This window comes from Allobosea sp. P4_C6 (assembly GCF_056402015.1).
In genome coordinates this window covers 1-20,878 of the sequence record NZ_JBFUIF010000006.1, presented here as the reverse complement: position 1 = coordinate 20,878, position 20,878 = coordinate 1, and the positions used below count along the sequence as shown (strand labels likewise).

General features: G+C 66.8%; 21 protein-coding genes. 11 read left to right on the top strand and 10 right to left on the bottom strand.

Annotation, left to right across the window (positions count from 1 at the left end; all coding sequences use genetic code 11):
• Window positions 1-166: 166 nt before the first annotated feature.
• From rpsT to mutM, 4 genes are all read right to left on the bottom strand, one after another.
• Complete coding sequence (gene rpsT, locus AC1DVA_RS05820) at window positions 167-433, bottom strand: 30S ribosomal protein S20 (protein ID WP_265051197.1); 267 nt, start codon at window positions 431-433, stop codon at window positions 167-169.
• A 179-nt stretch (window positions 434-612) separates the two neighbouring features.
• Window positions 613-1,614 (bottom strand): threo-3-hydroxy-L-aspartate ammonia-lyase, encoded by a 1,002-nt coding sequence (locus tag AC1DVA_RS05815; RefSeq protein WP_476805311.1) that lies wholly within the window; start codon window positions 1,612-1,614, stop codon window positions 613-615.
• Between the two features lie 140 nt (window positions 1,615-1,754).
• Window positions 1,755-2,528 (bottom strand): enoyl-CoA hydratase, encoded by a 774-nt coding sequence (locus tag AC1DVA_RS05810; RefSeq protein WP_265051199.1) that lies wholly within the window; start codon window positions 2,526-2,528, stop codon window positions 1,755-1,757.
• A gap of 117 nt (window positions 2,529-2,645) precedes the next feature.
• Window positions 2,646-3,536, bottom strand: coding sequence for a bifunctional DNA-formamidopyrimidine glycosylase/DNA-(apurinic or apyrimidinic site) lyase (mutM, locus tag AC1DVA_RS05805; protein WP_476805310.1), 891 nt, complete (start codon window positions 3,534-3,536; stop codon window positions 2,646-2,648).
• Between the two features lie 114 nt (window positions 3,537-3,650).
• On the opposite strand from mutM, the gene ubiE reads away from it, so the two are divergent.
• On the top strand, window positions 3,651-4,427 hold the full coding sequence (gene ubiE / locus AC1DVA_RS05800; RefSeq protein WP_476805309.1) for a bifunctional demethylmenaquinone methyltransferase/2-methoxy-6-polyprenyl-1,4-benzoquinol methylase UbiE: 777 nt from the start codon (window positions 3,651-3,653) through the stop codon (window positions 4,425-4,427).
• 19 nt (window positions 4,428-4,446) lie between these two features.
• On the top strand, window positions 4,447-6,003 hold the full coding sequence (gene ubiB, locus AC1DVA_RS05795; protein ID WP_476805308.1) for a 2-polyprenylphenol 6-hydroxylase: 1,557 nt from the start codon (window positions 4,447-4,449) through the stop codon (window positions 6,001-6,003).
• A 130-nt stretch (window positions 6,004-6,133) separates the two neighbouring features.
• On the opposite strand, the gene AC1DVA_RS05790 is transcribed toward ubiB, so the two are convergent.
• Window positions 6,134-7,588, bottom strand: coding sequence for an AMP nucleosidase (locus AC1DVA_RS05790; protein ID WP_476805307.1), 1,455 nt, complete (start codon window positions 7,586-7,588; stop codon window positions 6,134-6,136).
• A gap of 223 nt (window positions 7,589-7,811) precedes the next feature.
• Here AC1DVA_RS05790 and AC1DVA_RS05785 point away from each other — a divergent pair, with 223 nt between their 5' ends.
• From AC1DVA_RS05785 to AC1DVA_RS05770, 4 genes are read left to right on the top strand one after another with little or no spacing between them, the layout of a single operon-like run.
• Complete coding sequence (locus tag AC1DVA_RS05785; RefSeq protein ID WP_265051204.1) at window positions 7,812-8,159, top strand: ArsR/SmtB family transcription factor; 348 nt, start codon at window positions 7,812-7,814, stop codon at window positions 8,157-8,159.
• 39 nt (window positions 8,160-8,198) lie between these two features.
• Window positions 8,199-8,744 (top strand): SRPBCC family protein, encoded by a 546-nt coding sequence (locus AC1DVA_RS05780; protein WP_476805306.1) that lies wholly within the window; start codon window positions 8,199-8,201, stop codon window positions 8,742-8,744.
• A gap of 42 nt (window positions 8,745-8,786) precedes the next feature.
• Window positions 8,787-9,269: a DUF1579 domain-containing protein gene (locus AC1DVA_RS05775; RefSeq protein ID WP_476805305.1), complete on the top strand. Its 483-nt coding sequence runs from the start codon at window positions 8,787-8,789 to the stop codon at window positions 9,267-9,269.
• 32 nt (window positions 9,270-9,301) lie between these two features.
• Window positions 9,302-9,736 (top strand): VOC family protein, encoded by a 435-nt coding sequence (locus tag AC1DVA_RS05770; protein ID WP_265051207.1) that lies wholly within the window; start codon window positions 9,302-9,304, stop codon window positions 9,734-9,736.
• A 150-nt stretch (window positions 9,737-9,886) separates the two neighbouring features.
• Here AC1DVA_RS05770 and AC1DVA_RS05765 read toward each other — a convergent pair whose 3' ends face one another.
• The 5 genes from AC1DVA_RS05765 to AC1DVA_RS05745 all read right to left on the bottom strand — a co-directional run bounded on the left by AC1DVA_RS05765 (window position 9,887) and on the right by AC1DVA_RS05745 (window position 14,903).
• The gene (locus tag AC1DVA_RS05765; RefSeq protein WP_476805304.1) at window positions 9,887-10,642 is read right to left on the bottom strand and encodes an SDR family NAD(P)-dependent oxidoreductase; all 756 of its coding nucleotides are present in this window, start codon (window positions 10,640-10,642) and stop codon (window positions 9,887-9,889) included.
• On the bottom strand, window positions 10,615-11,652 hold the full coding sequence (locus AC1DVA_RS05760) for a ketopantoate reductase family protein (RefSeq protein ID WP_476805303.1): 1,038 nt from the start codon (window positions 11,650-11,652) through the stop codon (window positions 10,615-10,617). Before AC1DVA_RS05760 ends, AC1DVA_RS05765 begins: the two co-directional genes overlap by 28 nt.
• Window positions 11,653-11,662: 10 nt before the next feature.
• Window positions 11,663-12,610, bottom strand: coding sequence for an isoaspartyl peptidase/L-asparaginase family protein (locus AC1DVA_RS05755; protein ID WP_476805302.1), 948 nt, complete (start codon window positions 12,608-12,610; stop codon window positions 11,663-11,665).
• A gap of 152 nt (window positions 12,611-12,762) precedes the next feature.
• Entirely contained in the window at window positions 12,763-14,355 is a 1,593-nt protein-coding gene (locus tag AC1DVA_RS05750; protein ID WP_476805301.1) for an ABC transporter substrate-binding protein, read from the bottom strand.
• The gene (locus tag AC1DVA_RS05745) at window positions 14,352-14,903 is read right to left on the bottom strand and encodes a MarR family winged helix-turn-helix transcriptional regulator (RefSeq protein WP_265051212.1); all 552 of its coding nucleotides are present in this window, start codon (window positions 14,901-14,903) and stop codon (window positions 14,352-14,354) included. The genes AC1DVA_RS05750 and AC1DVA_RS05745 overlap by 4 nt, the downstream gene beginning before the upstream one ends.
• Window positions 14,904-15,073: 170 nt before the next feature.
• Here AC1DVA_RS05745 and AC1DVA_RS05740 point away from each other — a divergent pair, with 170 nt between their 5' ends.
• The 5 genes from AC1DVA_RS05740 to AC1DVA_RS05720 all read left to right on the top strand — a co-directional run bounded on the left by AC1DVA_RS05740 (window position 15,074) and on the right by AC1DVA_RS05720 (window position 20,423).
• The gene (locus AC1DVA_RS05740; protein ID WP_476805300.1) at window positions 15,074-15,775 is read left to right on the top strand and encodes a creatininase family protein; all 702 of its coding nucleotides are present in this window, start codon (window positions 15,074-15,076) and stop codon (window positions 15,773-15,775) included.
• 22 nt (window positions 15,776-15,797) lie between these two features.
• The gene (locus AC1DVA_RS05735) at window positions 15,798-16,772 is read left to right on the top strand and encodes an ABC transporter permease (RefSeq protein ID WP_265051214.1); all 975 of its coding nucleotides are present in this window, start codon (window positions 15,798-15,800) and stop codon (window positions 16,770-16,772) included.
• Window positions 16,769-17,647: an ABC transporter permease gene (locus tag AC1DVA_RS05730; RefSeq protein WP_265051215.1), complete on the top strand. Its 879-nt coding sequence runs from the start codon at window positions 16,769-16,771 to the stop codon at window positions 17,645-17,647. Before AC1DVA_RS05735 ends, AC1DVA_RS05730 begins: the two co-directional genes overlap by 4 nt.
• Window positions 17,644-19,344 (top strand): dipeptide ABC transporter ATP-binding protein, encoded by a 1,701-nt coding sequence (locus AC1DVA_RS05725; protein ID WP_476805299.1) that lies wholly within the window; start codon window positions 17,644-17,646, stop codon window positions 19,342-19,344. Before AC1DVA_RS05730 ends, AC1DVA_RS05725 begins: the two co-directional genes overlap by 4 nt.
• A gap of 179 nt (window positions 19,345-19,523) precedes the next feature.
• The gene (locus AC1DVA_RS05720; RefSeq protein WP_476805298.1) at window positions 19,524-20,423 is read left to right on the top strand and encodes a polysaccharide deacetylase family protein; all 900 of its coding nucleotides are present in this window, start codon (window positions 19,524-19,526) and stop codon (window positions 20,421-20,423) included.
• The last annotated feature ends 455 nt before the right edge of the window (window positions 20,424-20,878 follow it).

Sequence of the window (20,878 nt, the reverse complement as noted above, 5' to 3'; positions counted from 1 at the left end):
TCAAGTCCGCAAAGGCGTGGAAAGCTTGCGGAAATGCCTTGCGGGAGCGTTTTTTTTCTTCGCTCGAAGCCTGTGGCTGAGTCGCCACAGAAGGGATGTGAGCCAACGAAAAAGCCCGGCCGTGAGGCCGGGCTTTTCGCCGTCGAAACGATCGATTTGTCAGGCTTCAGGAAGCCAGCGCGCCGACGCGATGAGCGAGGCGGGAAACCTTGCGCGAGGCGGTGTTCTTGTGAACGACGCCCTTCTGCGCGGCCCGCATGATCTCCGGCTGGGCAGCCTTGAGAGCCTCGGCGGCGGCGGACTTGTCGCCGGAGGCGATCGCCTCCTCGACCTTGCGCAGGAAGGTGCGCATCCGCGAGCGGCGCCCCTTGTTGACCTCGGTGCGCCGCACGATCTTGCGTGCAGCCTTCTTGGCCGACGTCGTATTGGCCATCGAAACGTCCTCGTCTTCATCGCTGCCGGACGCCTGGCATTATTGCCGGCGGGCCTGGCCGCTACCTTGCTGGAAAAACGTGAGCGGCGGCCGAGCTTGCGCGGGCCGTCGCGAGTTGGGTGGCTATAATCGCTTGCGCGCCCCTCGTCAACGCCGGAATCGGGTGCGCGCCGCTTCCATCAGGCGGAGGGTGCGATGAAGCGGGCGAAGCTCGCCAGATCGACATTGCCGCCGCTGATGATGATGCCGACGCGCTTGCCCTCGACCGGCACCTTGCCGGTGAGCACGGCCGCCGAGGCAAGGCAGCCGGTCGGCTCGACCACGAGCTTCATCCGCTCGGCGAAGAAGCGCATCGTATCAACGAGCTCGGCGTCGCTGACGGTGACGATGTCCTCGACCAGCGCCTGGATGATCGGGAAGGTGAGATCGCCGAGGAAGGCGGTCTGCGCCCCGTCCGCAATGGTCTTGGGCACGCCGATCTTGACGATCTTGCCGGAGCGCAGCGACTGCTGGCCGTCATTGCCGGCCTCCGGCTCGACGCCGAAGATGCGGCAGTCGGGGTTGAGCGCCTTGGCGGCCAGCGCCGCGCCCGCGAGCAGCCCGCCGCCGCCGAGGCAGACGAAGAGCATGTCGAAGGGGCCGGCATCCTCGATCAGTTCCTTGGTCGCCGTGCCCTGGCCGGCGATCACCTCGGCATGGTCATAGGGCGGAATCAGCGTCAGCCCGCGCTCGGCGGCGATCTGGTCGCCGATCACCAGCCGGTCCTGGGTGTAGCGGTCGTAGCGGACGATCTCGCCGCCATAGCCCTGGGTCGCCTCGACCTTCGCCTTCGGCGCATCCTCGGGCATGATGATGGTGGTCGGCACGCCCAGCAGCTTGCCGGCATAGGCGATGGCCTGGGCATGGTTGCCGGACGAGAAGGTCAGCACGCCCGCCTTCTTCTGCGCCGGCGACAGGGCGGAGATGGCATTGTAGCCCCCGCGGAACTTGAAGGCGCCCATCCGCTGCAGGTTCTCGGCCTTGAAGACGAGGCTCGCACCCGTCCGCCGGTTGGCCGTGGCCGAGCTCAGCGCCGGGGTGTGATGCGCCACGCCCTTCAGGCGCTCGGCGGCGCGCTCGACATCGGCATAGGTCGGGAGTGTCAGGCCCTCGGGGGCGGCGATGTGGGCTGCGGCGGTCATGATCGTTGTCCTGCTGATGAGGGCGCATCGTGTCAGCAGGCGCAGGCCGGGTTCAAGTCAAAGATCGACGCCCCGGCCATGCGTGGGAGTAATCGGTCGCGCGGGATGCGGGGTTAACGCAGGCGCCGCGCGAGCTTGCGTCAGGCGTTCTTGAAGTCCGGCTTCCGCTTTTCGATGAAGGCGGACATGCCCTCCTTCTGGTCGGCGGTGGCGAAAAGCGCGGAGAAGACGCGGCGCTCGAAGCGCAGCCCCTCGTTCAGCGTCACCTCGAAGGCGCGGTTGACCGTCTCCTTCGCCATCAGCACCGAGGGCAGCGACTTCGCGGCGATGGCGTCGGCTGCCTTCAGCGTCTCCGTCAGCAGGTCGGCGAGCGGCACGATCCGCGCGACGAGCCCGGCACGCTCGGCCTCCTGGACATCCATGAGTCGCCCGGTGAGGCAGAGATCCATGGCCTTGGCCTTGCCTATGGCCCTGGTCAGGCGCTGCGTGCCGCCGGCGCCGGGGATGACACCGAGATTGATCTCGGGCTGGCCGAATTTCGCATTGTCCGCGGCGATGATGAAATCGCACATCATGGCGAGCTCGCAGCCGCCGCCGAGCGCGAAGCCCGCCACCGCCGCGATGATCGGCTTGTTCCGCTGGCCGATGCGGTCCCAGGGCACGAACCTGTCGTCGAGATAGGTCCCGGGGAAGGTGCGGCCCTGCATCTCCTTGATGTCGGCGCCGGCGGCGAAGGCCTTCTCCGAGCCGGTGAGAACGATGCAGCCGATGCCGGCATCTCTCTCGAAGCCGTCGAGCGCCGTGTTGATCTCGTCGATGAGCTGGCCGTTCAGCGCGTTCAGCGCCTGCGGGCGATTGAGGGTGATGAGCCCGACCTTGCCCTTCGTTTCGACGAGAATGGTCTCATAAGCCATGACGGCCTCCCGGATGATGCTGTTGCGTCAGCTTTACCGGGCGCCAAGGCGGGAAGTCCATGCGCGCAACGCGCATCCGCGCATTCGCGGCATCACACTCGCACCGCGGAGCAGGCATCAGCGCCGCGGCTGGCAGCTCTCGCAATAAAACGTCGAGCGGCCTGACTGCACCAGCCGCTTCACCAGCTTACCGCAGCCCGGCGTGACGCAGGTCTCGCCCTCGCGATCATAGACCTTGAAGCGGTGCTGGAAATAGCCGAGCGAGCCGTCGGCATGGGCGAAATCGCGCAAGGTCGAGCCGCCTGCCGCGACCGCCTCCTCCAGCACCTCGCGGATGATGCGGGCTAGCTCGTGCGCCTTCTCGCGCGGCCGGCCGGTCGGGGTCGCCAGCGTTCCCGCCTCGGCCTCCGGGTGAAGCCCGGCGCGGAACAGCGCCTCGCAGACATAGATGTTGCCGAGGCCCGCCACGAGCCGCTGGTCGAGCAGCGCAGCCTTCAAGGGCGCGATCTTGCCAGAAAACAGCTTCGCCAGCGTCTCGCCGGACAGTTCGTTGCCGAGCGGCTCGATGCCCATGCCCGCGAAATGCCTGGAGGTCGCGAGCTCGGCGCGCGGAACGAGGTCCATGAAGCCGAAACGGCGCACGTCGTTATAGGTGACGCGCGCGCCAGACCCCATCTCGAACACGACATGGTCGTGGATCAGGTGCCGGCCGATCTCATTGTAGTAGGAGCCGGGCTCGGTCGGCTTCGTGCCGGGCGCCTCCACGATGAAGCGCCCGCTCATGCCCAGATGCATGATCAGCGCCTGGCCGTCGTCGAGATCGGCGATCAGATACTTGGCCCGCCGCGACAGCGCCTCGATCCGCCGCCCGGTCAGGCGCTCGGAGAACCGCTCGGGCAAGGGAAAGCGCAGATCGGGCCGGCGCTGCTCGATTCGGGCGAAGCGCTCGCCCAGCATGGCGGACTCCAGCCCGCGCCGGACGGTTTCGACCTCGGGTAGCTCGGGCATCCCTGAACTCTCTTGTAAAGCCTGCGTCGAGACGGGCCGCGACAAGCCCGCTGCCTTTGGCTATTCATCGGCTCAGGCGAAAACAAGACAGATTTGCACAAGGCCGGCCCGACCGTGACAGCAGCCCAGAATACCGGACGCGAGGACACCACCCATTTCGGCTTCGAGACGGTGAAGATCGCCGAGAAGCAGGCCAAGGTCGACGACGTCTTCCACAAGGTCGCAGACCGCTACGACCTGATGAACGACATGATGTCGGCGGGGCTGCATCGGGCCTGGAAGAGCGCGCTGCTCACCGCGATCAACCCGCAGAAGGACCGCCCCTTCCATCATCTCGATGTCGCCGGCGGCACGGGCGATGTCGCCTTTTCCGTGCTCGAGGCGGGGGGCCCCGCAACCGACGTCACCGTCCTCGACATCAATGCCGACATGCTCCGCGTCGGGCGCGAGCGCGCCGACAAGCGTTTTCCCGGGGATGACCGCATCCGCTTCGTCCAGGGCAATGCCGAGGAGCTCGGCCTGCCGGACAACCATTTCGACTGCCATACGATCGCCTTCGGCATCCGCAACGTGCCGCGCATCGACAGGGCGCTGGCCGAGGCCTACCGCGTGCTGAAGCGCGGCGGGCGCTTTCTCTGCCTCGAATTCAGCCATGTCGACGTGCCGCTGCTCGACAAGGTCTACGAGGCCTATTCCTTCAACCTGATCCCGCCGATGGGCCGGCTCGTCACCGGCGATGCCGAGCCCTATCGGTATCTCGTCGAATCGATCCGCAAGTTCCCGAAGCCGCAGAACTTCGCCGGCATGATCGAGGATGCCGGATTCCGCCGGGCGAAGTTCACGGCCATGACGGGCGGTGTCGTGGCGCTGCATTCCGGCTGGAAGCTGTGATGCACCATACGGCCTGCCGATGATCTCCTCCCTCTTCCACCTCGCTCGCGGTGCCCGCGTCGGCTTCGTGCTGGCGCGCGAGGGCGCGTTGGGGCTGGTCGACCCGTCCGTCCTGCCGCCTCTGGCGCGCGGGCTCATCCGTGTCGGCCGGTTGATCGAGCGGCGGGGTGCCGGCTCCTCTGCGACGCGGCTTGCCGCGGCGCTGACCCGGCTTGGGCCCTCCTACGTCAAGTTCGGCCAGTTCCTGGCGACGCGGCCCGATGTCGTCGGCATGAGGATCGCGCAGGACCTTTCGGCCCTGCAGGACCGGATGCCGGCCTTTCCGATGGCGCAGGCGCGCGCCATCGTCGAGGCCGCGCATGGCGTTCCGCTGGAGACGCTGTTCCCGGAATTCAGCGAGCCGGTCGCCGCCGCCTCGATCGCGCAGGTCCACCGTGCGCGCCTGAAGGATGGGCGCGAGGTCGCCGTGAAGATCCTGCGGCCGGGCATTCGCGACCGCTTCAACCGCGATCTCGCCGCGATGCGCTTCGGCGCCGAAATGGCCGAGATGCGCTCGGCCGAGGCCCGGCGCCTGCGCTTCACCGGCGTGGTCGAGACGCTGGCGCGCTCGGTCGCCATGGAGATGGATCTGCGGCTCGAGGCCGCCGCCCTCTCCGAATTCGCCGAGAATACCAAGGCAGACACCGATTTCCGCGTGCCTGAGCCGGACTGGCAGCTGACGGCCCGCGAGATGCTGGTCGACGAGTGGATCGACGGCGTGCGTCTCTCGGATGTCGAGGGCTTGCGCGCCGCTGGCCACGACCTGCCGGAGCTTGCTCGCAACATCATCCAGTCCTTCCTGAAGCATGCGATCCGCGACGGCTTCTTCCATGCCGACATGCATCCCGGGAACCTGTTCGTCGATGCTGAAGGCCGGCTCGTCGCGGTCGATGGCGGCATCATGGGCCGGCTCGGCCTGAAGGAGCGGCGCTTCCTCGCCGAGATCCTGCTCGGCTTCATCACCCGCGACTATCGCCGCGTGGCGCAGGTGCATTTCGAGGCCGGCTACGTGCCGGCCCATCACGACGTCGAGGATTTCGCGCAGGCGATCCGCGCCGTCGGCGAGCCTATCCATGACAAGCGCGCCGACCAGATCTCGATGGCGAAGGTCCTGACCCTGCTCTTCGAGATCACCGGCATGTTCGACATGGCGACCCGTACCGAGCTCGTCATGCTGCAGAAAACCATGGTGGTGGTCGAGGGCGTGGCCCGCTCGATGGACCCGCATCTCGACATGTGGGGCACGGCCGATCCGGTCGTGCGCAGCTGGATCACCCATAATCTCGGGCCGATCGGCCGGCTGGAGGAGGTCGGGCGCGGCGCCCGCTCGCTGCTGGGTTCGCTCGCGGCCCTGCCGGAAACCATCGGCCGCGCCGAGCGCGTGCTCGGCCAGCTCGAGGACGCCTCGCGCCACGGCTTCTCGCTGGACGAGCGCAGCGTCGAGGCGATCGGGCGTGCCGAAGCCCGGCGCAATCGCTGGGGTACGGCCGCGCTCTGGGTGATCGCGGCCCTGGTCGCCTATGGGGTGTTCGGCTGAGGATCATTATCGGGCGCGGCCATGCCGTCATTCTCGGGCGAAGCGCAGCTTCGACCCGAGAATCTCGTGCAGGATAAGGCGCCCTTTTGTCCTGAGATGCCCGGGTCAAGCCCGAGCATGACGAGCCCCTTTACCGAAACGGCGGCTCGTCGAAGCTCCTGAGCTTGCGCGAATGGATGGCCGAGCCGGCCTCCTTCAGCTTCTCCAGTGCCGCGAGCCCGATGCGCAGATGCTCGCCCACGGCCCGCTCGTAGAAGGCATTGGCGGCGCCGGGCAGCTTGATCTCGCCATGCAGGGGCTTGTCGGAAACGCAGAGCAGCGTGCCGTAGGGAACGCGCAGCCGGTAGCCCTGGGCGGCGATGGTGCCGGATTCCATGTCGACCGCGATGGCGCGCGACAGGTTGATGCGCCGCCGCTCCTTGGTCCATTGCAGCTCCCAGTTGCGGTCGTCCTGCGTCACCACGGTGCCGGTGCGCAGGCGCTGCTTCAGCCGGTCGCCCTTCTCGCCGGTGATCTCGGCGGCAGCCTGCTGTAGCGCGACCTGGACTTCGGCCAGCGCGGGGATCGGGATTTCCGGCGGCACCAATTCGTCGAGGATGTGGTCCTGCCGGAGATAGGCGTGGGCCAGCACGTAGTCGCCGATGATCTGCGTCTGGCGCAGGCCGCCGCAATGGCCGACCATCAGCCAGCAATTGGGCCTGAGCACCGCGAGATGGTCGGTGATGTTCTTCGCGTTCGAGGGGCCGACGCCGATATTCACCAGCGTCACGCCCTCGCCGGTCTTCCGGATCAGGTGATAGGCCGGCATCTGGAAGCGGTGCCAGGGCGCCGACATCACGCGCTCGGCCGCCGAGACATCGACGCCGTCGCGGTCGATGCGGATGCCGCCCGGCGCGATCAGCGCCTCGGCGGTGCCGGCCTCGATCTCGGCGATGCCGAGCCGGACGAACTGATCGACATAGCGATGGTAGTTGGTCAGCAGCACCCAGGGCTGCACGGCCCGCCAGTCGGTACCCGTATAGTGCATCAGGCGCCGCAGCGAATAATCGACCCTGACGGCGTCGAACAGCGAGAGCGGGCGCGGTTCGCCATCGATCAGGTCATAGGTCCCATCGGCGATCTCGTCGCCGACCAGCGAGAGCAGCGGCGTCGGAAAATAGCGCGCGAGCTCGGCGGCGGTGATCTTCCCGCGCCCCAATTCGTCGCCGCCTTCCAGCGCGTAGGGATAGGGGATTTCCTGCGTGCTGATGCCGGTTTCGATCGTCGCGCCATATTCCGCGACGAGCGGCCTGAGCTGATCGAGCAGATAGGCCCTGAATTCGCCGGGCTGCGTCACCGTGGTCGAATAGATGCCGGGCGCCGCGAATTTCGCATAGCCGCGCCGCGTCGCGGTCGGCAGCTTCGACGGCTCGTAGGTGACGCGTAGCAGGGGGTAACGATAGCGCTGCCGATCCTCCGGTGTCGGCGCCTCGCCGGTATCGAAGAAGCGCTGCAGATCGGCGCGCAGCGCCGAGCGGGCCTCGTCATAGAGCTGCTCGAGCCGGTCGATGGCGGCTTCTGGGGTCGCTGCGGTCTCGAAGCTCATGGGTGGATCGATCCTCCTTCATTTCCGGTTCTAGAGCATTTTCAAGCGAAGGGGACACCAGTTCGCGTGAAGAAAATGCGCCGAAACGAAGAGGCTCGGCCGCGTCTCCGCTCCTGACAGCAATCGGCGGTAGCCGAGGCCAATCTGTTCCTGAAGACGCTTGACAGGCTGAAGGCATGAAGATACTAAACCGATCAGTTAATTAACTGATCGGTTTCATACGATGTCGACGGACCCGCTCAGCCTGACCTTCGCCGCTCTCGCCGACCCGACGCGCCGCGCCATCCTGGCAAGGCTGTCGCAAGGCGAAAGCTCGGTGAAGGAACTGGCCGAGCCCTTCGCGATGAGCCTTCCGGCCGTCTCCAAGCATCTGAAGGTGCTGGAGCGGGCCGGGCTGATCACGCGGGGGCGGGAAGCCCAGTGGCGCCCCTGCCGGCTCGACCCCGGCCCGCTTCAGGACGTTTCGGAATGGCTGGAGCATTACAGCCGTTTCTGGGACCAGAGCCTGAGCCGGCTGGACGAGGTCCTTCGCGAGATCAAGGTGAAACCACCCGATAAGCAGGGCGTTTGACGCCAAAGCCTTTGAAATCAGCCCGTGAGGTTTCCCATCATGCTCAAGACTGTTCTTCTCAGCCTGTCCGGCGTCGTCGTGGTCGGTATCGCCGTCGTGCTGATCCTGGCCGCCCGCAAGCCCGACACCTTCCAGGTGACGCGCACGGTCACGATCAATGCACCGCCGGAGCGCGTCTATCCGCTGATCGCCGACTTCAAGGCCTGGGGTGCCTGGTCGCCCTGGGAGAAGAAGGACCCGGCGATGAAGCGCACCTATAGTGGCTCTGAAACCGGCGTCGGCGCGACCTATGCCTGGGCCGGCGACAAGAATGTCGGCGAGGGCAGCATGCGCATCGTCGAGGCCAAGGCGCCGGGCCATCTCGGGCTCAAGCTCGATTTCCTCAAGCCATTCGAAGCCCATAACGACGTGGTCTTCGCCCTGGCGCCGCAGGGGCCGGGAACGACCGTGACCTGGACGATGACCGGCCCGACGCCGTTCATGGGCAAGATCATGCATGTCTTCATGGATATGGACCGCATGGTCGGCGGCGATTTCGAATCCGGCCTGGCCGCCATGAAGGCCGCCGCCGAGCGCGCGGCCTGACGACCTCAATCAGAAAAACATCCAAGGGAGAGGAGACGGCCCATGCAGGTCGAAGTGCGGAAGGAACATGAGTGGCTGCATCAGCTCGTCGGTGACTGGACCGCGGAGATGACGGCCTCGATGGAGCCGGGCCAGCCGCCCAGCACCACGCAGGGCACGGAAAGCGTGCGCTCGCTCGGCGGGCTCTGGACCCTCGGCGAGGGGCAGGGCGCGTGCCCGGACGGTTCCCCTGTCACCAGCCTGATGACGCTCGGCTTCGACCCGGCCAAGGGGCGCTTCGTCGGCAGCTTCATCGCCTCGATGATGTCGATGATCTGGCACTATGACGGAGCGCTCGCCGCCGACGGCAAGTCGCTGGTCCTCGATACGGAAGGGCCGAGCATGGCCGGTGACGGCTCGATGGCGAAGTATCAGGACGTCATCACCTTCCTGTCGTCCGATCACCGCACCCTGACCTCGCGCGCCCTTGGCCCGGACGGCCAGTGGACCGAGTTCATGTCCGCCGATTACCGCCGCAAGATCTGATCGCCTTCAGATCACAACCAGGAGGAAATGCGATGAAACTCTCGACGTATCTGCTGTTCGACGGCAATTGCCGCGAAGCCTTCACCCATTACGAGAAGGTGCTCGGCGGCAAGATCCAGGCGATGATGGATCACAAGGGCACCCCGGCCGAGGAGCATGTCTCACCCGAATGGCGCGACAAGATCCTGCACGCCTGCCTCGAGATCGAGGGGCAGATGCTGATGGCCTCCGATGCCCCGCCGGACCGCAGCGACGGCCCGATGCGTTCGGTTTCGGTCAGCGTCGGCGTGAAGACGCCGGAGGAAGCGGAGCGCATCTTCGCCGGATTGTCCGAGGGCGGCGCCAAGATCACCATGCCGCTCGCCGAGACTTTCTGGTCGCCGCGCTTCGGCATGCTGGTCGACCGGTTCGGAACGAACTGGATGGTCGGCGCCGAGCAGCCGGCCGACAAGATGGATTGCGGCTAGACTCTGCCGATTTCCCGAGGAAGCACGCCGTCATCCCGGGCTTGCCCCGGGATCCATCGTAAGGCTCGTCGCTCTAGGATGGATCCCGGATCTACGCGGCTTCGCCGCTTGTCCGGGATGACAGCGCGGGTCCGGGAAAGTCAGCCGCCTCTACGAGCGCCCCCCATCCACGGACAGCACCTGCCCGCTGATCCAGCCGGCCTGCTCGCTCAGGAAGAACAGCGCCGCATTGGCGACGTCCTCCGGCGTGCCGAGGCGGCGGGTGTGGATGCTCTCGACGAGGCGCTTCTGGCCCTCCGCTCCGTAGCTCTGCCATTGCCGCTCGGTCGCGGGGTTGGAGCGCACGAAGCCCGGCGCCACCGAATTCACGGTGATGCCGTGCGGCCCGAATTCCCAGGCGAGCTGCTTGGTCAGCCCGACCAGCGCGTGCTTGGCGCTGGCATAGGCCTGGATGCCGGTGAGACTTGGCCGCAATCCCGCGCCCGACGAGATGGTGACGATCCGGCCATAGCCGGCTTGCTTCATCACCGGCGCCGCTGCCTGCGCCAGGAAGAAGGCGGTATCGACGTTGGCGGCGAAGATCACTCGCCAATCCCCTTCGGAAATGTCCTCGATCGCCCGGCCGACCTGCCCGCGCACGCCGCCGGCGGCGTGGACAAGCAGATCGAGCCGGCCATCGGCGCCGACGATGTCGCGGATGAGTGCCTGCGCCGCTTCGGCCGAGCCGAGATCGGCGGCATGACCGGTAGCACCGATCTCCTGCGCCGCCGCCTTCACGCCGGCAGCATCTATATCGGCGAGATGGACGCGGGCACCGGCTTCCGCCAGCGCGGCCGCAATGGCGCGCCCGATTCCCTGCGCCGCGCCGGTGACGAGGGCTACGCGGCCGTCGAAGCGGATCTGCATCGGTCGATCAATACCTTCAGCGTCTCGAAGGCCATTGGACGGCGGCCTTCCTCGATGTCGTGGATGAGGGCGACCAGCGTCTCCAGTGCCGGCGTCGCGATGCCGACCTCGCGACCGAGCGTCGCGATGACGCCGATCTGCGGATCGACCTCGGTCCTGCGCTTGCGCACGGCAAGGTCGCGCCAGATGCCAGAATGGGTCTTCGCCGTCTGCGAGGTGTAATCGGCAAGCCAGCGGATCGTCTCGATCTGCGGTCCCTCCGGCTTGCCGGGCGCGAAGACCATCGGGTTGAACGCGCCGAAGCCGAGCGAGGTCACGCCACGCTTGGCTGCCACTGCCCCAACCTCGCGGCCGAGCGCGAGCCAGACTGGCAGCCGTTCCAGATCGGCGAAATTCGCCGACATCGAATCGTCGGTCAGGGCCGTTGCGAACAGCATCGCGCCATAGGCGAGCTTGCCCCAGAGATAGCCGAAGATGTTATCGGTCAGGATCGCGTCGGGCTCGAGGAGCTCGAGCAGGCGGTGCATCTCGGCCGCGCGCTCGCTGATCGAGCCGTCCAGTTCGCCCACCACCACGGCGCCGCGATTGCCGTAGAGAATCTCGCCCGGCCCGAGCCAGTCCGCCCCGAAATTGACGAAGCAACCCATGGTCCGCCGCTCGCCGACCGCCTTGGCGATGGCGAGCTCGTTGAGTCCGTTCTGGGCGGAGAGGACGAAGCCATCCTCGGCCAGATGCGGAACCAGAGCCGCGAGCGCCGCCTCAGTGGCTCCGGCCTTCACCGCGAGAACGATGCGGCTGTAGCGGCCGGTCAGCTCGGCCGGCGTCGCGGCCGGAACGACCTTCGTGAATTCCTCGACCGGGCCGGAGACGGCGAGGCCGTTGGTCCGGCAGGCTTCGACATGCTCCGCGACGATGTCGACCAGCAGCACGGGCACCCCGGCGCGCGCCCAGTAGGCGCCGAGCGTGCCGCCGATGGCTCCCGCGCCCCAGATCAGGATCGGTTCGCTCATGCCGGCCGCCTCACGCCTGCCCGGCCATCTCGACATCGCCGTGGGTGGCGACATGGATCAGCCCGTCCGGGGTCACCCATCCCCGATACATGCCTGCGGTGTTGTAGGGCGCGACGACCGTGCCGTCCGCACCGACCGCGACCAGCCCGGCGCCGATCTTGTGCTCGGAAAGCTCGGCGATGACGGCCTGCGTCGCCGCCTCGAGCGAGAGGCCCTTATAGGCGATCAGCGATGCGATCTCATGCCCGACGCAGTAGCGCATGAAGTACTCGCCCTTGCCGGTGCCGGAGACGGCGCAGCGGCCGTCGCGGGCATAGGTGCCGGCGCCGATGATCGGGGAATCGCCGACGCGCCCGGCCGGCTTGTTGGTGTAGCCGCCGGTCGAGGTTGCGGCGGCGAGATGCCCTTGCGCATCGCAGGCCACGGCGCCGACCGTGCCGTGCTTCTCCGCCTCGCTCGCCTCGGCGGCGGTACCGACGATCTCGCGGATCTTCATCGAGGCGAGGTTCTTGCGACGTCGCTCGGTCGAGAAATGCTCGTTCTCGACGGTGTCGATGCCTTCATGCTCGGCGAAGTCGTCGGCCGCCGGGCCGGCCAGCAGAAGCGGGTCGCCGCGCAGCATCAGCGCCTTGGCGGCTGTGATGGGATTGCGAATGCGCTTGGCGGCGCAGATCGCGCCGGCGGCCAGCGTCGCCCCGTCCATGATCGAGGCGTCAAGCTCGTGCTCGCCATCGATGTTGAAGGCGGAGCCATGGCCGGCATTGAAATGCGGTGAATTCTCCATCACCCGCACCGCAGCCTCGACGGCATCGACCGCAGCCCCGCCCTTGACCAGGATCGCCCAGCCGGCCCGCAGCGCGGAGGCGAGGTCGGCGCGGGCCTGGGCCCATTCGGCCTCGGTCATCTCGATCTTCGGCAGCGTGCCGCAGCCGCCATGGATGGCTAGCGCGAGGGTCATATGATTGTTCCGATCGGTGGTCGTTTGCGAGGCGGGCCGTCCGTCATGCTCGCCCTTGTGGCGAGCATCCACGTCTTGAACACCGAACCTGGTCATCAAGCGAAGACGTGGATGGCCGGGACAAGCCCAACCATGACGCGAAGGCGATCGCGTTACTTCTTGGCGGGCTTGATGTCCATCGCCAGCGTGTCCTCGTCGACGCGCGGGCTGATCGTCACCTTGTCCTTCTGCATCGCCCAGGCCGAGCCGACGGCGGTGATCGGCAGGCGCGGCCGGTCCTTGGCGACGATCGCCGCGACATCGGACAGCATCTGGTTGCGCTTGGCCTCGTCCATCTCGATGCCGGCGTCCTCGATCAGCTTGTCGACCTGGGGATTGGCGTAGTTCTGTACGTTGAAGGCGCCGAGCTTCTTGGCCGGATCGTTGGAATGCACCAGCGAGGAGAGGGTGTAGTTCGCCTCGCCCGTCAGGGTGCCCCAGCCGGACATCGACATCGAGAAGTCGCCGCGCAGGCGGGCCGGGAAGAACACCGCGCCCGGCTGGGCGTTGGCGTTCACCTCGACGCCAATGCGCGCCAGCATCTGCGCGATCGAGGTGCCGACCTGCCGGTCCCCCGGCAGGCGGTCATTGGTGAAGGAGAAGGTGATCTTGAAGCCGTTGGGGTAACCGGCCTCCTCCATCAGCTTCTTCGCCTTGGCGATGTCGGGCTTGGTCGCCGGCAGGCTCTTGTTGAAGCCGGCGATGGTCGGCGTCACCAGCTGGTTCGCCGGCGAACCGAGGCCCTCCATCGCGATCTCGGCCAGCGCCGGCCGGTCGATGGCGATGTCGATCGCCTCGCGGACCTTCACATCCTGCAGGGGGTTTTTGGGCAGGGCCGAGCCGTCCTTGGCGCTGATCTGCGGGGACTTGTCCCGCATGTCGAGCTCCATGTTGAAAAGATAGACGCTCTCGACCGTGGCGACGTTGAGCTTGGCGTCGCGCTTCAGCGTCGGCACGTCGGAGGCCGGCGCGCGCACGATGATGTCGACCTGGCCGGCCTTGAGCTGCGCGACGCGGGCGGCGTCGTTCGGCAGCTCCTTGCGCACGACCTTGGCCCAGGGCTCCTTTGGGCCCCAGTAGCCGTCGAAACGATCCAGAACCATCTGGTCCTTCGGCGTCCAGGAGACGAATTTGTAGGGGCCGGTTCCAACAGCCGCCTTGCCGGAGTTGAACGCCTCGTTGGCATTGTCCTTGGTCAGGCCGGCGGCGGCCTTGTGCGAGACGATGAAGAGCCGGATGAAGTCGTTGGGCAGGTTCGGAGCCGGCCCGTCCGTGACGATATGGACGGTCAGCGGATCGACGATCTTCACCTCCTTGACGCGGCGGACATAGATCGTCGTCGGGTTCGGCCCGGCGACGACCGGGATGCGCTCGATCGAGAATTTCACGTCCTCGGCGGTGAAGTCCGAGCCGTCATGGAACTTGACGCCCGGGCGCAGCTTGAACTCCCACACCGTCGGCTCGATCGTCTTCCAGCTCAGCGCGAGGCGCGGCTCGATCTGCAACTGGTCGCCGGACCAGGTCAACGTGTCGAAGACATGCTTCAGCGCTTCGGCATGGGTGCCGGTCGCGGTGAAATGCGGGTCGATCGATTCCGGCCCGGCGCGCACGCCGATCGTCAACGTCTGGGCGAGCGCTCCGGTGGAGACGGTGGCGCCGAGCAGGGCGGCGAAGGCCGCGAGGCGGAAGGTGCGGGCCAGCTTCATGATGAGGTCCCCTCTTGTTCGAGTTCGTTGGGCCATGCAGGAGAGGCGATGACGAGCTTGTCCATCAGCATGCAAAGCTGTTGCTGCTCGTCCTCGCTGAGGCCGGAGAGCATCGTGCTCTGGTGCTGCACCATCAGCGGCATGGTCTCGTCGAAGATCTTGCGGCCAGCGGCCGTGAGGTGAAGCACGTAGCTCCGCAGATCCTTCGGATCGGATTCACGCTTGAGCAGCCGCCTCTGCAGCAGCTTCTGCACGGCGCGCGACAGCGTGTTCTTCGGCAGGCCAGAGGAGGCCACGATGTTCTTGGCCGCGACGCCCTCCCGCAATCCGACGGCATAGAGCGCGACGAATTCCGGGCGCACCAGGCCATAGCGGGTCTCGATCCAGCGATAGACCGGATCGTTGAAGCGGAAGGCGACGAAGTTCAGCCGGAAGGAGAGCCAGCAGGGATTGTCCCAGAGCTTCGTCACGGTCAGGGGATCGAGCTCGGCGAACGCGGCCTCGCGCTCCGGGTCGACACGCGAAAGAGAGGTGGGCGAGCGCGGCATGGGAAATATCCCCCGGTCAATTTAGTTCCAAATGGAACTTGACGCTCTCGAATGCCAGAGTCAAGGATGGCTTCGGCCTCTGGCCGCAAGGTTTCCTGGCTCGCCGCAGCGACGCGGGATCGCTTGCTCCGACTCTCTACCGCTTGAACGAACGAAGCAAGGATTGCGCCGTGCGTGTCGCCGATTTGAACTGGATGCAGATCGAGGCCCAGGCTCGGCGTGACGACCGTTGCGTTCTGCCGCTCGGCAGCGTCGAGCAGCACGCCTATCTCAGCCTCGCGACCGACGTGATCCTGTCCGAGCGGGTGGCGCTGGAGGCGGCCGAACCGCTCGGCATCCCCGTCTTCCCGGTTCTGGCCTATGGCATGACGCCCGGCTTCCTCGATTTTCCAGGCAGCATCTCGCTCAGGCTGAGCACCTATACGGCGCTGCTCGGCGATCTCTTCGATGGGTTCTATCGCTCGGGTTTTCGCCGGATCGTGCTGGTCAATGGCCACGGTGGCAACTCGCCGGCGCTGAATTTCGCGACCGAATGGCTCGGTCAGCATCCGGACGCGAGCGTGCGGGTGCACAACTGGTGGGCGGCGCCGCAGTTTCAGGCGGCGGTCAAGGCGGTCGATCCGGCCGCCTCCCACGCATCCTGGATGGAGAACTTCCCCTGGACGCGCCTTGCTGGCGTCGCGATGCCCGATACGGCGAAGCCGCCCTTCAATCCGGCTCAATATCAGGCCGCAGCCCCGGCGAAGCGGCGCGAAATCCTCGGCGACGGCAACTTCCACGGTCTCTACCAGCGGCCGGACGAGGAGATGCTGAAGCTCTGGCAGGTCGGCGTCGAGGAGACGCGCGCGGCGATGGTGGAGGACTGGCCGTGAGGCCGCGCCGAAGGCTTCACCCATGCTAGGCCATGTCGCCGTCCGCCTCGCCCAGGCGCTCGTCGTCATGCTCGTCATGTCGGTGTTGGTCTTCGTCGGCGTCTATGCGATCGGCAACCCGATCGATGTACTGATCGGCCCCGACGTCAGTCAGGAACTGCGCCTCCAGACCATCGCCCATTACGGGCTCGACCGGCCGCTCTGGGAACAGTACCTCACCTTCCTCGGCCGCGTGCTGCATGGCGATTTCGGCCGCTCCTTCGTTTTCGGCATGCCGGTGATGGACCTGATCCTGTCGCGCCTGCCGGCGACGCTGGAGCTCACGCTTGCCGCGGTCTGCGGCGCCGCGCTGATCGGCATACCCGCGGGAATCTATGCCGGCTACAGACCGGACAGCGTGGCCTCGAAGCTGATCATGACCGTCTCGATCCTCGGGTTCTCCGTGCCGACCTTCTGGATCGGCCTGGTGCTGATCATGGCTTTCGCGGTCGAGCTGCAATGGCTGCCGGCCGGCGGGCGCGGAGAGACCGTCTCGATCTTTGGCGTTGAATGGAGCTTCCTGACCCTGAACGGGCTCAGCCATTTGCTGCTGCCGGCGCTCAACCTTGCCTTCTTCAAGCTCGCCTTGATGACGCGCCTCGCCCGCGCCGGAACCCGCGAGACCATGCTCTCGGATACGGTGAAGTTCGCCCGCGCGGCCGGTCTCTCGGAATGGACGGTCCTGCGCCGGCATGTGCTCAGGCTGATCGCAATCCCGCTCGTCACCGTCTTCGGCCTCGAATTCGGCTCGACGCTCGCCTTCGCCGTCGTCACGGAGACGATCTTCTCCTGGCCCGGCATCGGCAAGCTGATCATTGACTCCATCCAGTCGCTCGACCGGCCGGTGATGGTCGCCTATCTCATGCTCGTCGCCTTCGTCTTCATCACCATCAACTTCCTCGTCGACCTCGCCTATGTCGGGCTCGATCCGCGGCTGCGGAAAGGAGGCGCGCGATGAAGGACGCGTCTCCCGCCGCCCGCTTCTGGGCCGAGTTCCGCGAGAGCAAGGCCGCGGTCGCAGCGCTCGCCGTGGTCGTGCTGATGGTCGGCATCGCCGTACTGGCACCGCTCGTCGCGCCGCAGGACCCCTACGACCTCGCCAACCTCACCCTCTCCGATGCGCGCCGCCCGCCCGGGTATGTCGGCGAAGGCGGCTACACCCATTGGCTCGGCACGGATGCGCAGGGGCGCGACCTGCTTTCGGCGATCCTCTACGGCCTGCGCATCTCCCTGCAGATGGGGCTGGTCGCCGGCGGGCTCGCCTTCGTGCTCGGCGTATCGCTCGGTATCGGCGCGGCTTATGTCGGCGGGCGCTGGGAGGCCTTCATCATGCGCGTCATCGACCTGCAACTGGCCTTCCCGGCGATCCTGCTGGCGCTGGTGCTCTCCGCGCTGCTCGGTCAGGGCAAGATGCAACTCATCGCCGCGCTGGCCGCCGCGCAATACGCCTATTTCGCCCGAACGGCCCATGGCGCGGCCTCCGCCGAACGCGGCAAGGATTATGTCGAAGCGGTGCTGTCGACGCCGCTGCCGGGCTGGCGCGTGATCCTGCGTCACATCTTCCCGAACTGCCTGCCGCCGCTGATCGTGGTCGCGACCGTGCAGGTGGCCAATGCCATCGCGCTGGAGGCGACGCTGTCCTTCCTCGGCGTCGGCCTGCCGGTGACGGAGCCCTCGCTCGGCATGCTCATCGCGAACGGCTTCCAGTACATGCTGTCCGGCCGCTACTGGATCTCGATCTATCCCGGCATCGCCCTGATCGTCCTGATCGTCGCCATCAATCTCGTCGGTGACCGCATCCGCGACCAGGTCAATCCGAGGCTGAAGCGATGAGCGAAGCGCCTCTCCTTCAGGTCAGCGATCTCGCCACCCAGTTCCACACCCGGGCCGGCGTGGTGAAGGCGGTCGATGGCGTCTCCTTCGCGCTGAAGCGTGGCGAGGTGATGGGTCTCGTCGGCGAGTCCGGCTCCGGCAAGAGCATCACCGGCTTCTCGATCATCGGGCTGATCGACCCGCCCGGCCGCGTCGAGGGCGGCTCGGTGAAGCTCGAGGGGCGCGAACTCGTCGGGCTGTCTCCTTCGGAGCTGCGCAAGATCCGCGGCAAGCAGATCTCGATGGTCTTCCAGGACCCGATGATGACGCTGAACCCGATGCTGACCATCGGCACGCAGATCAGGCTCGCTCTGGAAGCGCATGAGGCGGTCTCGGGAGGCGAGGCGCGCCGTCGCGCGGTGGCCGCACTGGCGCAGGTCCGCATTCCCGATGCCGAGGGCAAGGTCGATTTCTATCCGCACCAGTTTTCCGGCGGCATGCGCCAGCGCGTCGCCATCGCGATTGCGCTGCTGCACCGGCCGAAGCTGATCATTTGCGACGAGCCGACCACCGCGCTCGATGTCTCCGTCCAGGCGGAAATCCTCGCGGAGATGAAGGAGCTGGTCGCCGAGCTCGGCACGGCGCTGATCTGGATCAGCCACGACCTCGCCGTCGTCGCCTCGCTCGCCGACCATGTCTGCGTCATGCGCCACGGCAGGATCGTCGAGGCCGGCCCGACGCTCGACGTGCTAACCCACCCACAGCATCCCTATACGCGGGGGCTGCTCGACGCGCTGCCCTCCCGCTCCGAGCCCGGCGCGCTGCTGGCCGGCGGTGCCGGTTCCGACGTAGCTCCGCCGCCGCGCATGGCGAAGGATGCAGCGCCGGCGGCGAGGGACGCGGCGCATTATGTTAGCATCGAGCATGTCGCCAAGCGCTTCGAGCAGACGCCCGGGCTGTTCCGCAAGCTGGCGCAGAAGGCCGGCCTCTCCAGGGCACCTGTCGCGGTGCAGGCGGTCGACGACGTCACGCTGGTCCTGAGGCGTGGCGAGGCGCTCGGCCTCGTCGGCGAATCCGGCTCCGGCAAGTCGACACTTGGGCGCGTGGCGGCCGGCATCTATGCGCCCGATACCGGCCGCGTTGCGATCGACGATGCTCCGGTGATGAGCGCGGGCACGCATCCTCACAAGATCACGACGCGCGTCCAGACCATCTTTCAGGACCCTTTCGCCTCGCTCAATCCGCGCATGACGGTCGGCGATTCCATTGCCGAGGGGCCGTTGACGCATGGGTTGATCGGGCGCGGGCAGGCCAAGGAGTATGTCCGTCAGTGGTTGGCGGCGGTCGGGCTCGATCCGGCCTTCGCCGTCCGCTACCCGCACCAGTTCTCGGGCGGCCAGCGCCAGCGCGTCGCCATCGCCCGCGCGCTTGCCATGCAGCCGGACGTCGTGGTCTGCGACGAGCCGGTCGCCTCGCTCGACGTTTCCATCCAGGCGCAGATCATCAACCTGCTGATACGGCTCAGGCAGGAACTCGACCTGACGCTGATCTTCATCTCGCACGACCTCTCGGTCGTCCGCCATCTCTGCGACCGCGTCGCGATCATGTACCGCGGCAAGATCGTCGAGAGCGGTCCGGCCGGCGAGGTCTACGACAACCCGCAGCACGATTATACGAAGAGGCTGTTGGCGGCTGTGCCGGTGCTGCCGGTGGCGTGAGCCGTCGTCGTTTCGGAAATACGCGCCGTCATCCCGGACAAGCGGCGTAGCCGCGCAGATCCGGGATCCATCGCAGGGCGTCGGAGCCCTATGATGGATCCCGGCGCTACGCTTCGCTTCGGCCAGGATGACGGCGCAAATGTCATTGTCCGTCGAGAGAATTTGAGAAGGAGCGATCCATGTCCGAATCCGAACTCCTGCCCTGGCAATGGCCGGAAGAGGTCTGGCGCGGCAAGGTCGAGCGCGTGCGCGCCGGCCGCAACCTCAAGCCCGCCAGATGGAAGAACGGCGCCCGCTGCGCGGTAGCGCTCTCCTTCGACGTCGACCACGAGACCAACGAACTGCGCGACGGCGGCAAGTCGGTCGGGCGTCTCTCCTGGGGGCAATACGGCAATCGGGTCGGCATCCCGCGCATTCTGGACCTGCTGAAGAAGCAGGACATTCAGGCGAGCTTCTTCGTCCCGGCCGTGACGGCGCTGCTCTATCCCGACGAGCAGCGCCGCATCGTCGGCGAAGGCCATGAGATCGGCCTCCATGGCTGGATTCACGAGGTCAACACGGCGGTGCCGCCGGCGGATGAGCGCGAACTGCACCTGCGCTCGGCCGACACGCTGGAGAAGATCACCGGCGTCAGGCCGGTCGGCATGCGCACGCCCTCCTGGGATTTCTCGGAGGTGACGCTCGCCGTCGAGCGTGAGCTTGGCCTGCTCTACGATTCCTCGCTCTTCGCAGACGACGATCCCTACGAGATCGTCGAGAAGGGCGAGGCGACCGGCATGGTCGAATTGCCGGTCGAGTGGATTCGCGACGACGCGGTCTACTTCAACATGAACCGCTTTCAGGCGCTCCGGCCCTATACGCCGCCCGAAGCGGTCTTCGACATCTTCCGCCGCGAATTCGAAGGCGCGTATGAGGATGGCGGGCTCTTTCTGCTGACCATGCATCCGCATGTCATCACCTATCGCTCGCGCCTCTGGATCCTCGAGGAGCTGATCCGGCTCGCCAGGGCGAAGGGCGATTGCTGGTTCGCGAGCCATGCCGAGATCGCGGCCTATGTGAAGGCGCAGGCTGGTCTCTGAGGCCTGCAAGGCCGGAACCATTGCCCGATTCTCGCCGTTTTCGCTTCATCGCGGGTTCAGGCCGCCAACGGCCTGATACCCCCAAGTTGAAACGAATGACGGGAATTGTAATGCGCACGAAAAGCTGGTTGCTGGTCGGGACCGTCCTGCCTGCCCTCGTCCTTTCGCAGGCCGGACAAGCCTTCGCTCAAGCCGGGCTGCAACTCGTCCAGGCCCCGGCTCCCGGCGACGAAGAGCCCGGGCGCGGGCCGCGCCAGCGGCCGCAGGAGCCGCGTCCACCGGGAGCGCAGCCGGGCCAGCGCGGGCCGGAGCGCCCAGCGGTTCCCGGCGCGCCTCAAGCGCCGCGCCCGCCGCAGCCGCCCGCCATCCCCGCGCCGCCGCCACCCGCCGCTCCCCAGCCGCGCGCCGAGCCGCCGGCCGCCCGTCCGCAGCCGCAACGCCCGGCCATGCCGAGC

Excerpts from the sequence above, each read along its gene's own strand:
- AC1DVA_RS05810 (WP_265051199.1), bottom strand. The coding sequence starts at position 2,528 with ATGGCTTATGAGACCATTCTCGTCGAAACGAAGGGCAAGGTCGGGCTC.
- AC1DVA_RS05775 (WP_476805305.1), top strand. The coding sequence starts at position 8,787 with ATGCAGGTCGAAGTGCGGAAGGAACATGAGTGGCTGCATCAGCTCGTC.
- AC1DVA_RS05780 (WP_476805306.1), top strand. The coding sequence starts at position 8,199 with ATGCTCAAGACTGTTCTTCTCAGCCTGTCCGGCGTCGTCGTGGTCGGT.
- AC1DVA_RS05750 (WP_476805301.1), bottom strand. The coding sequence starts at position 14,355 with ATGAAGCTGGCCCGCACCTTCCGCCTCGCGGCCTTCGCCGCCCTGCTC.
- AC1DVA_RS05760 (WP_476805303.1), bottom strand. The coding sequence starts at position 11,652 with ATGAGCGAACCGATCCTGATCTGGGGCGCGGGAGCCATCGGCGGCACG.
- mutM (WP_476805310.1), bottom strand. The coding sequence starts at position 3,536 with ATGCCCGAGCTACCCGAGGTCGAAACCGTCCGGCGCGGGCTGGAGTCC.
- AC1DVA_RS05730 (WP_265051215.1), top strand. The coding sequence starts at position 16,769 with ATGAAGGACGCGTCTCCCGCCGCCCGCTTCTGGGCCGAGTTCCGCGAG.
- AC1DVA_RS05755 (WP_476805302.1), bottom strand. The coding sequence starts at position 12,610 with ATGACCCTCGCGCTAGCCATCCATGGCGGCTGCGGCACGCTGCCGAAG.
- AC1DVA_RS05765 (WP_476805304.1), bottom strand. The coding sequence starts at position 10,642 with ATGCAGATCCGCTTCGACGGCCGCGTAGCCCTCGTCACCGGCGCGGCG.
- AC1DVA_RS05745 (WP_265051212.1), bottom strand. The coding sequence starts at position 14,903 with ATGCCGCGCTCGCCCACCTCTCTTTCGCGTGTCGACCCGGAGCGCGAG.
- AC1DVA_RS05725 (WP_476805299.1), top strand. The coding sequence starts at position 17,644 with ATGAGCGAAGCGCCTCTCCTTCAGGTCAGCGATCTCGCCACCCAGTTC.
- ubiB (WP_476805308.1), top strand. The coding sequence starts at position 4,447 with ATGATCTCCTCCCTCTTCCACCTCGCTCGCGGTGCCCGCGTCGGCTTC.
- AC1DVA_RS05815 (WP_476805311.1), bottom strand. The coding sequence starts at position 1,614 with ATGACCGCCGCAGCCCACATCGCCGCCCCCGAGGGCCTGACACTCCCG.
- AC1DVA_RS05770 (WP_265051207.1), top strand. The coding sequence starts at position 9,302 with ATGAAACTCTCGACGTATCTGCTGTTCGACGGCAATTGCCGCGAAGCC.
- AC1DVA_RS05735 (WP_265051214.1), top strand. The coding sequence starts at position 15,798 with ATGCTAGGCCATGTCGCCGTCCGCCTCGCCCAGGCGCTCGTCGTCATG.
- AC1DVA_RS05785 (WP_265051204.1), top strand. The coding sequence starts at position 7,812 with ATGTCGACGGACCCGCTCAGCCTGACCTTCGCCGCTCTCGCCGACCCG.
- AC1DVA_RS05790 (WP_476805307.1), bottom strand. The coding sequence starts at position 7,588 with ATGAGCTTCGAGACCGCAGCGACCCCAGAAGCCGCCATCGACCGGCTC.
- AC1DVA_RS05720 (WP_476805298.1), top strand. The coding sequence starts at position 19,524 with ATGTCCGAATCCGAACTCCTGCCCTGGCAATGGCCGGAAGAGGTCTGG.
- rpsT (WP_265051197.1), bottom strand. The coding sequence starts at position 433 with ATGGCCAATACGACGTCGGCCAAGAAGGCTGCACGCAAGATCGTGCGG.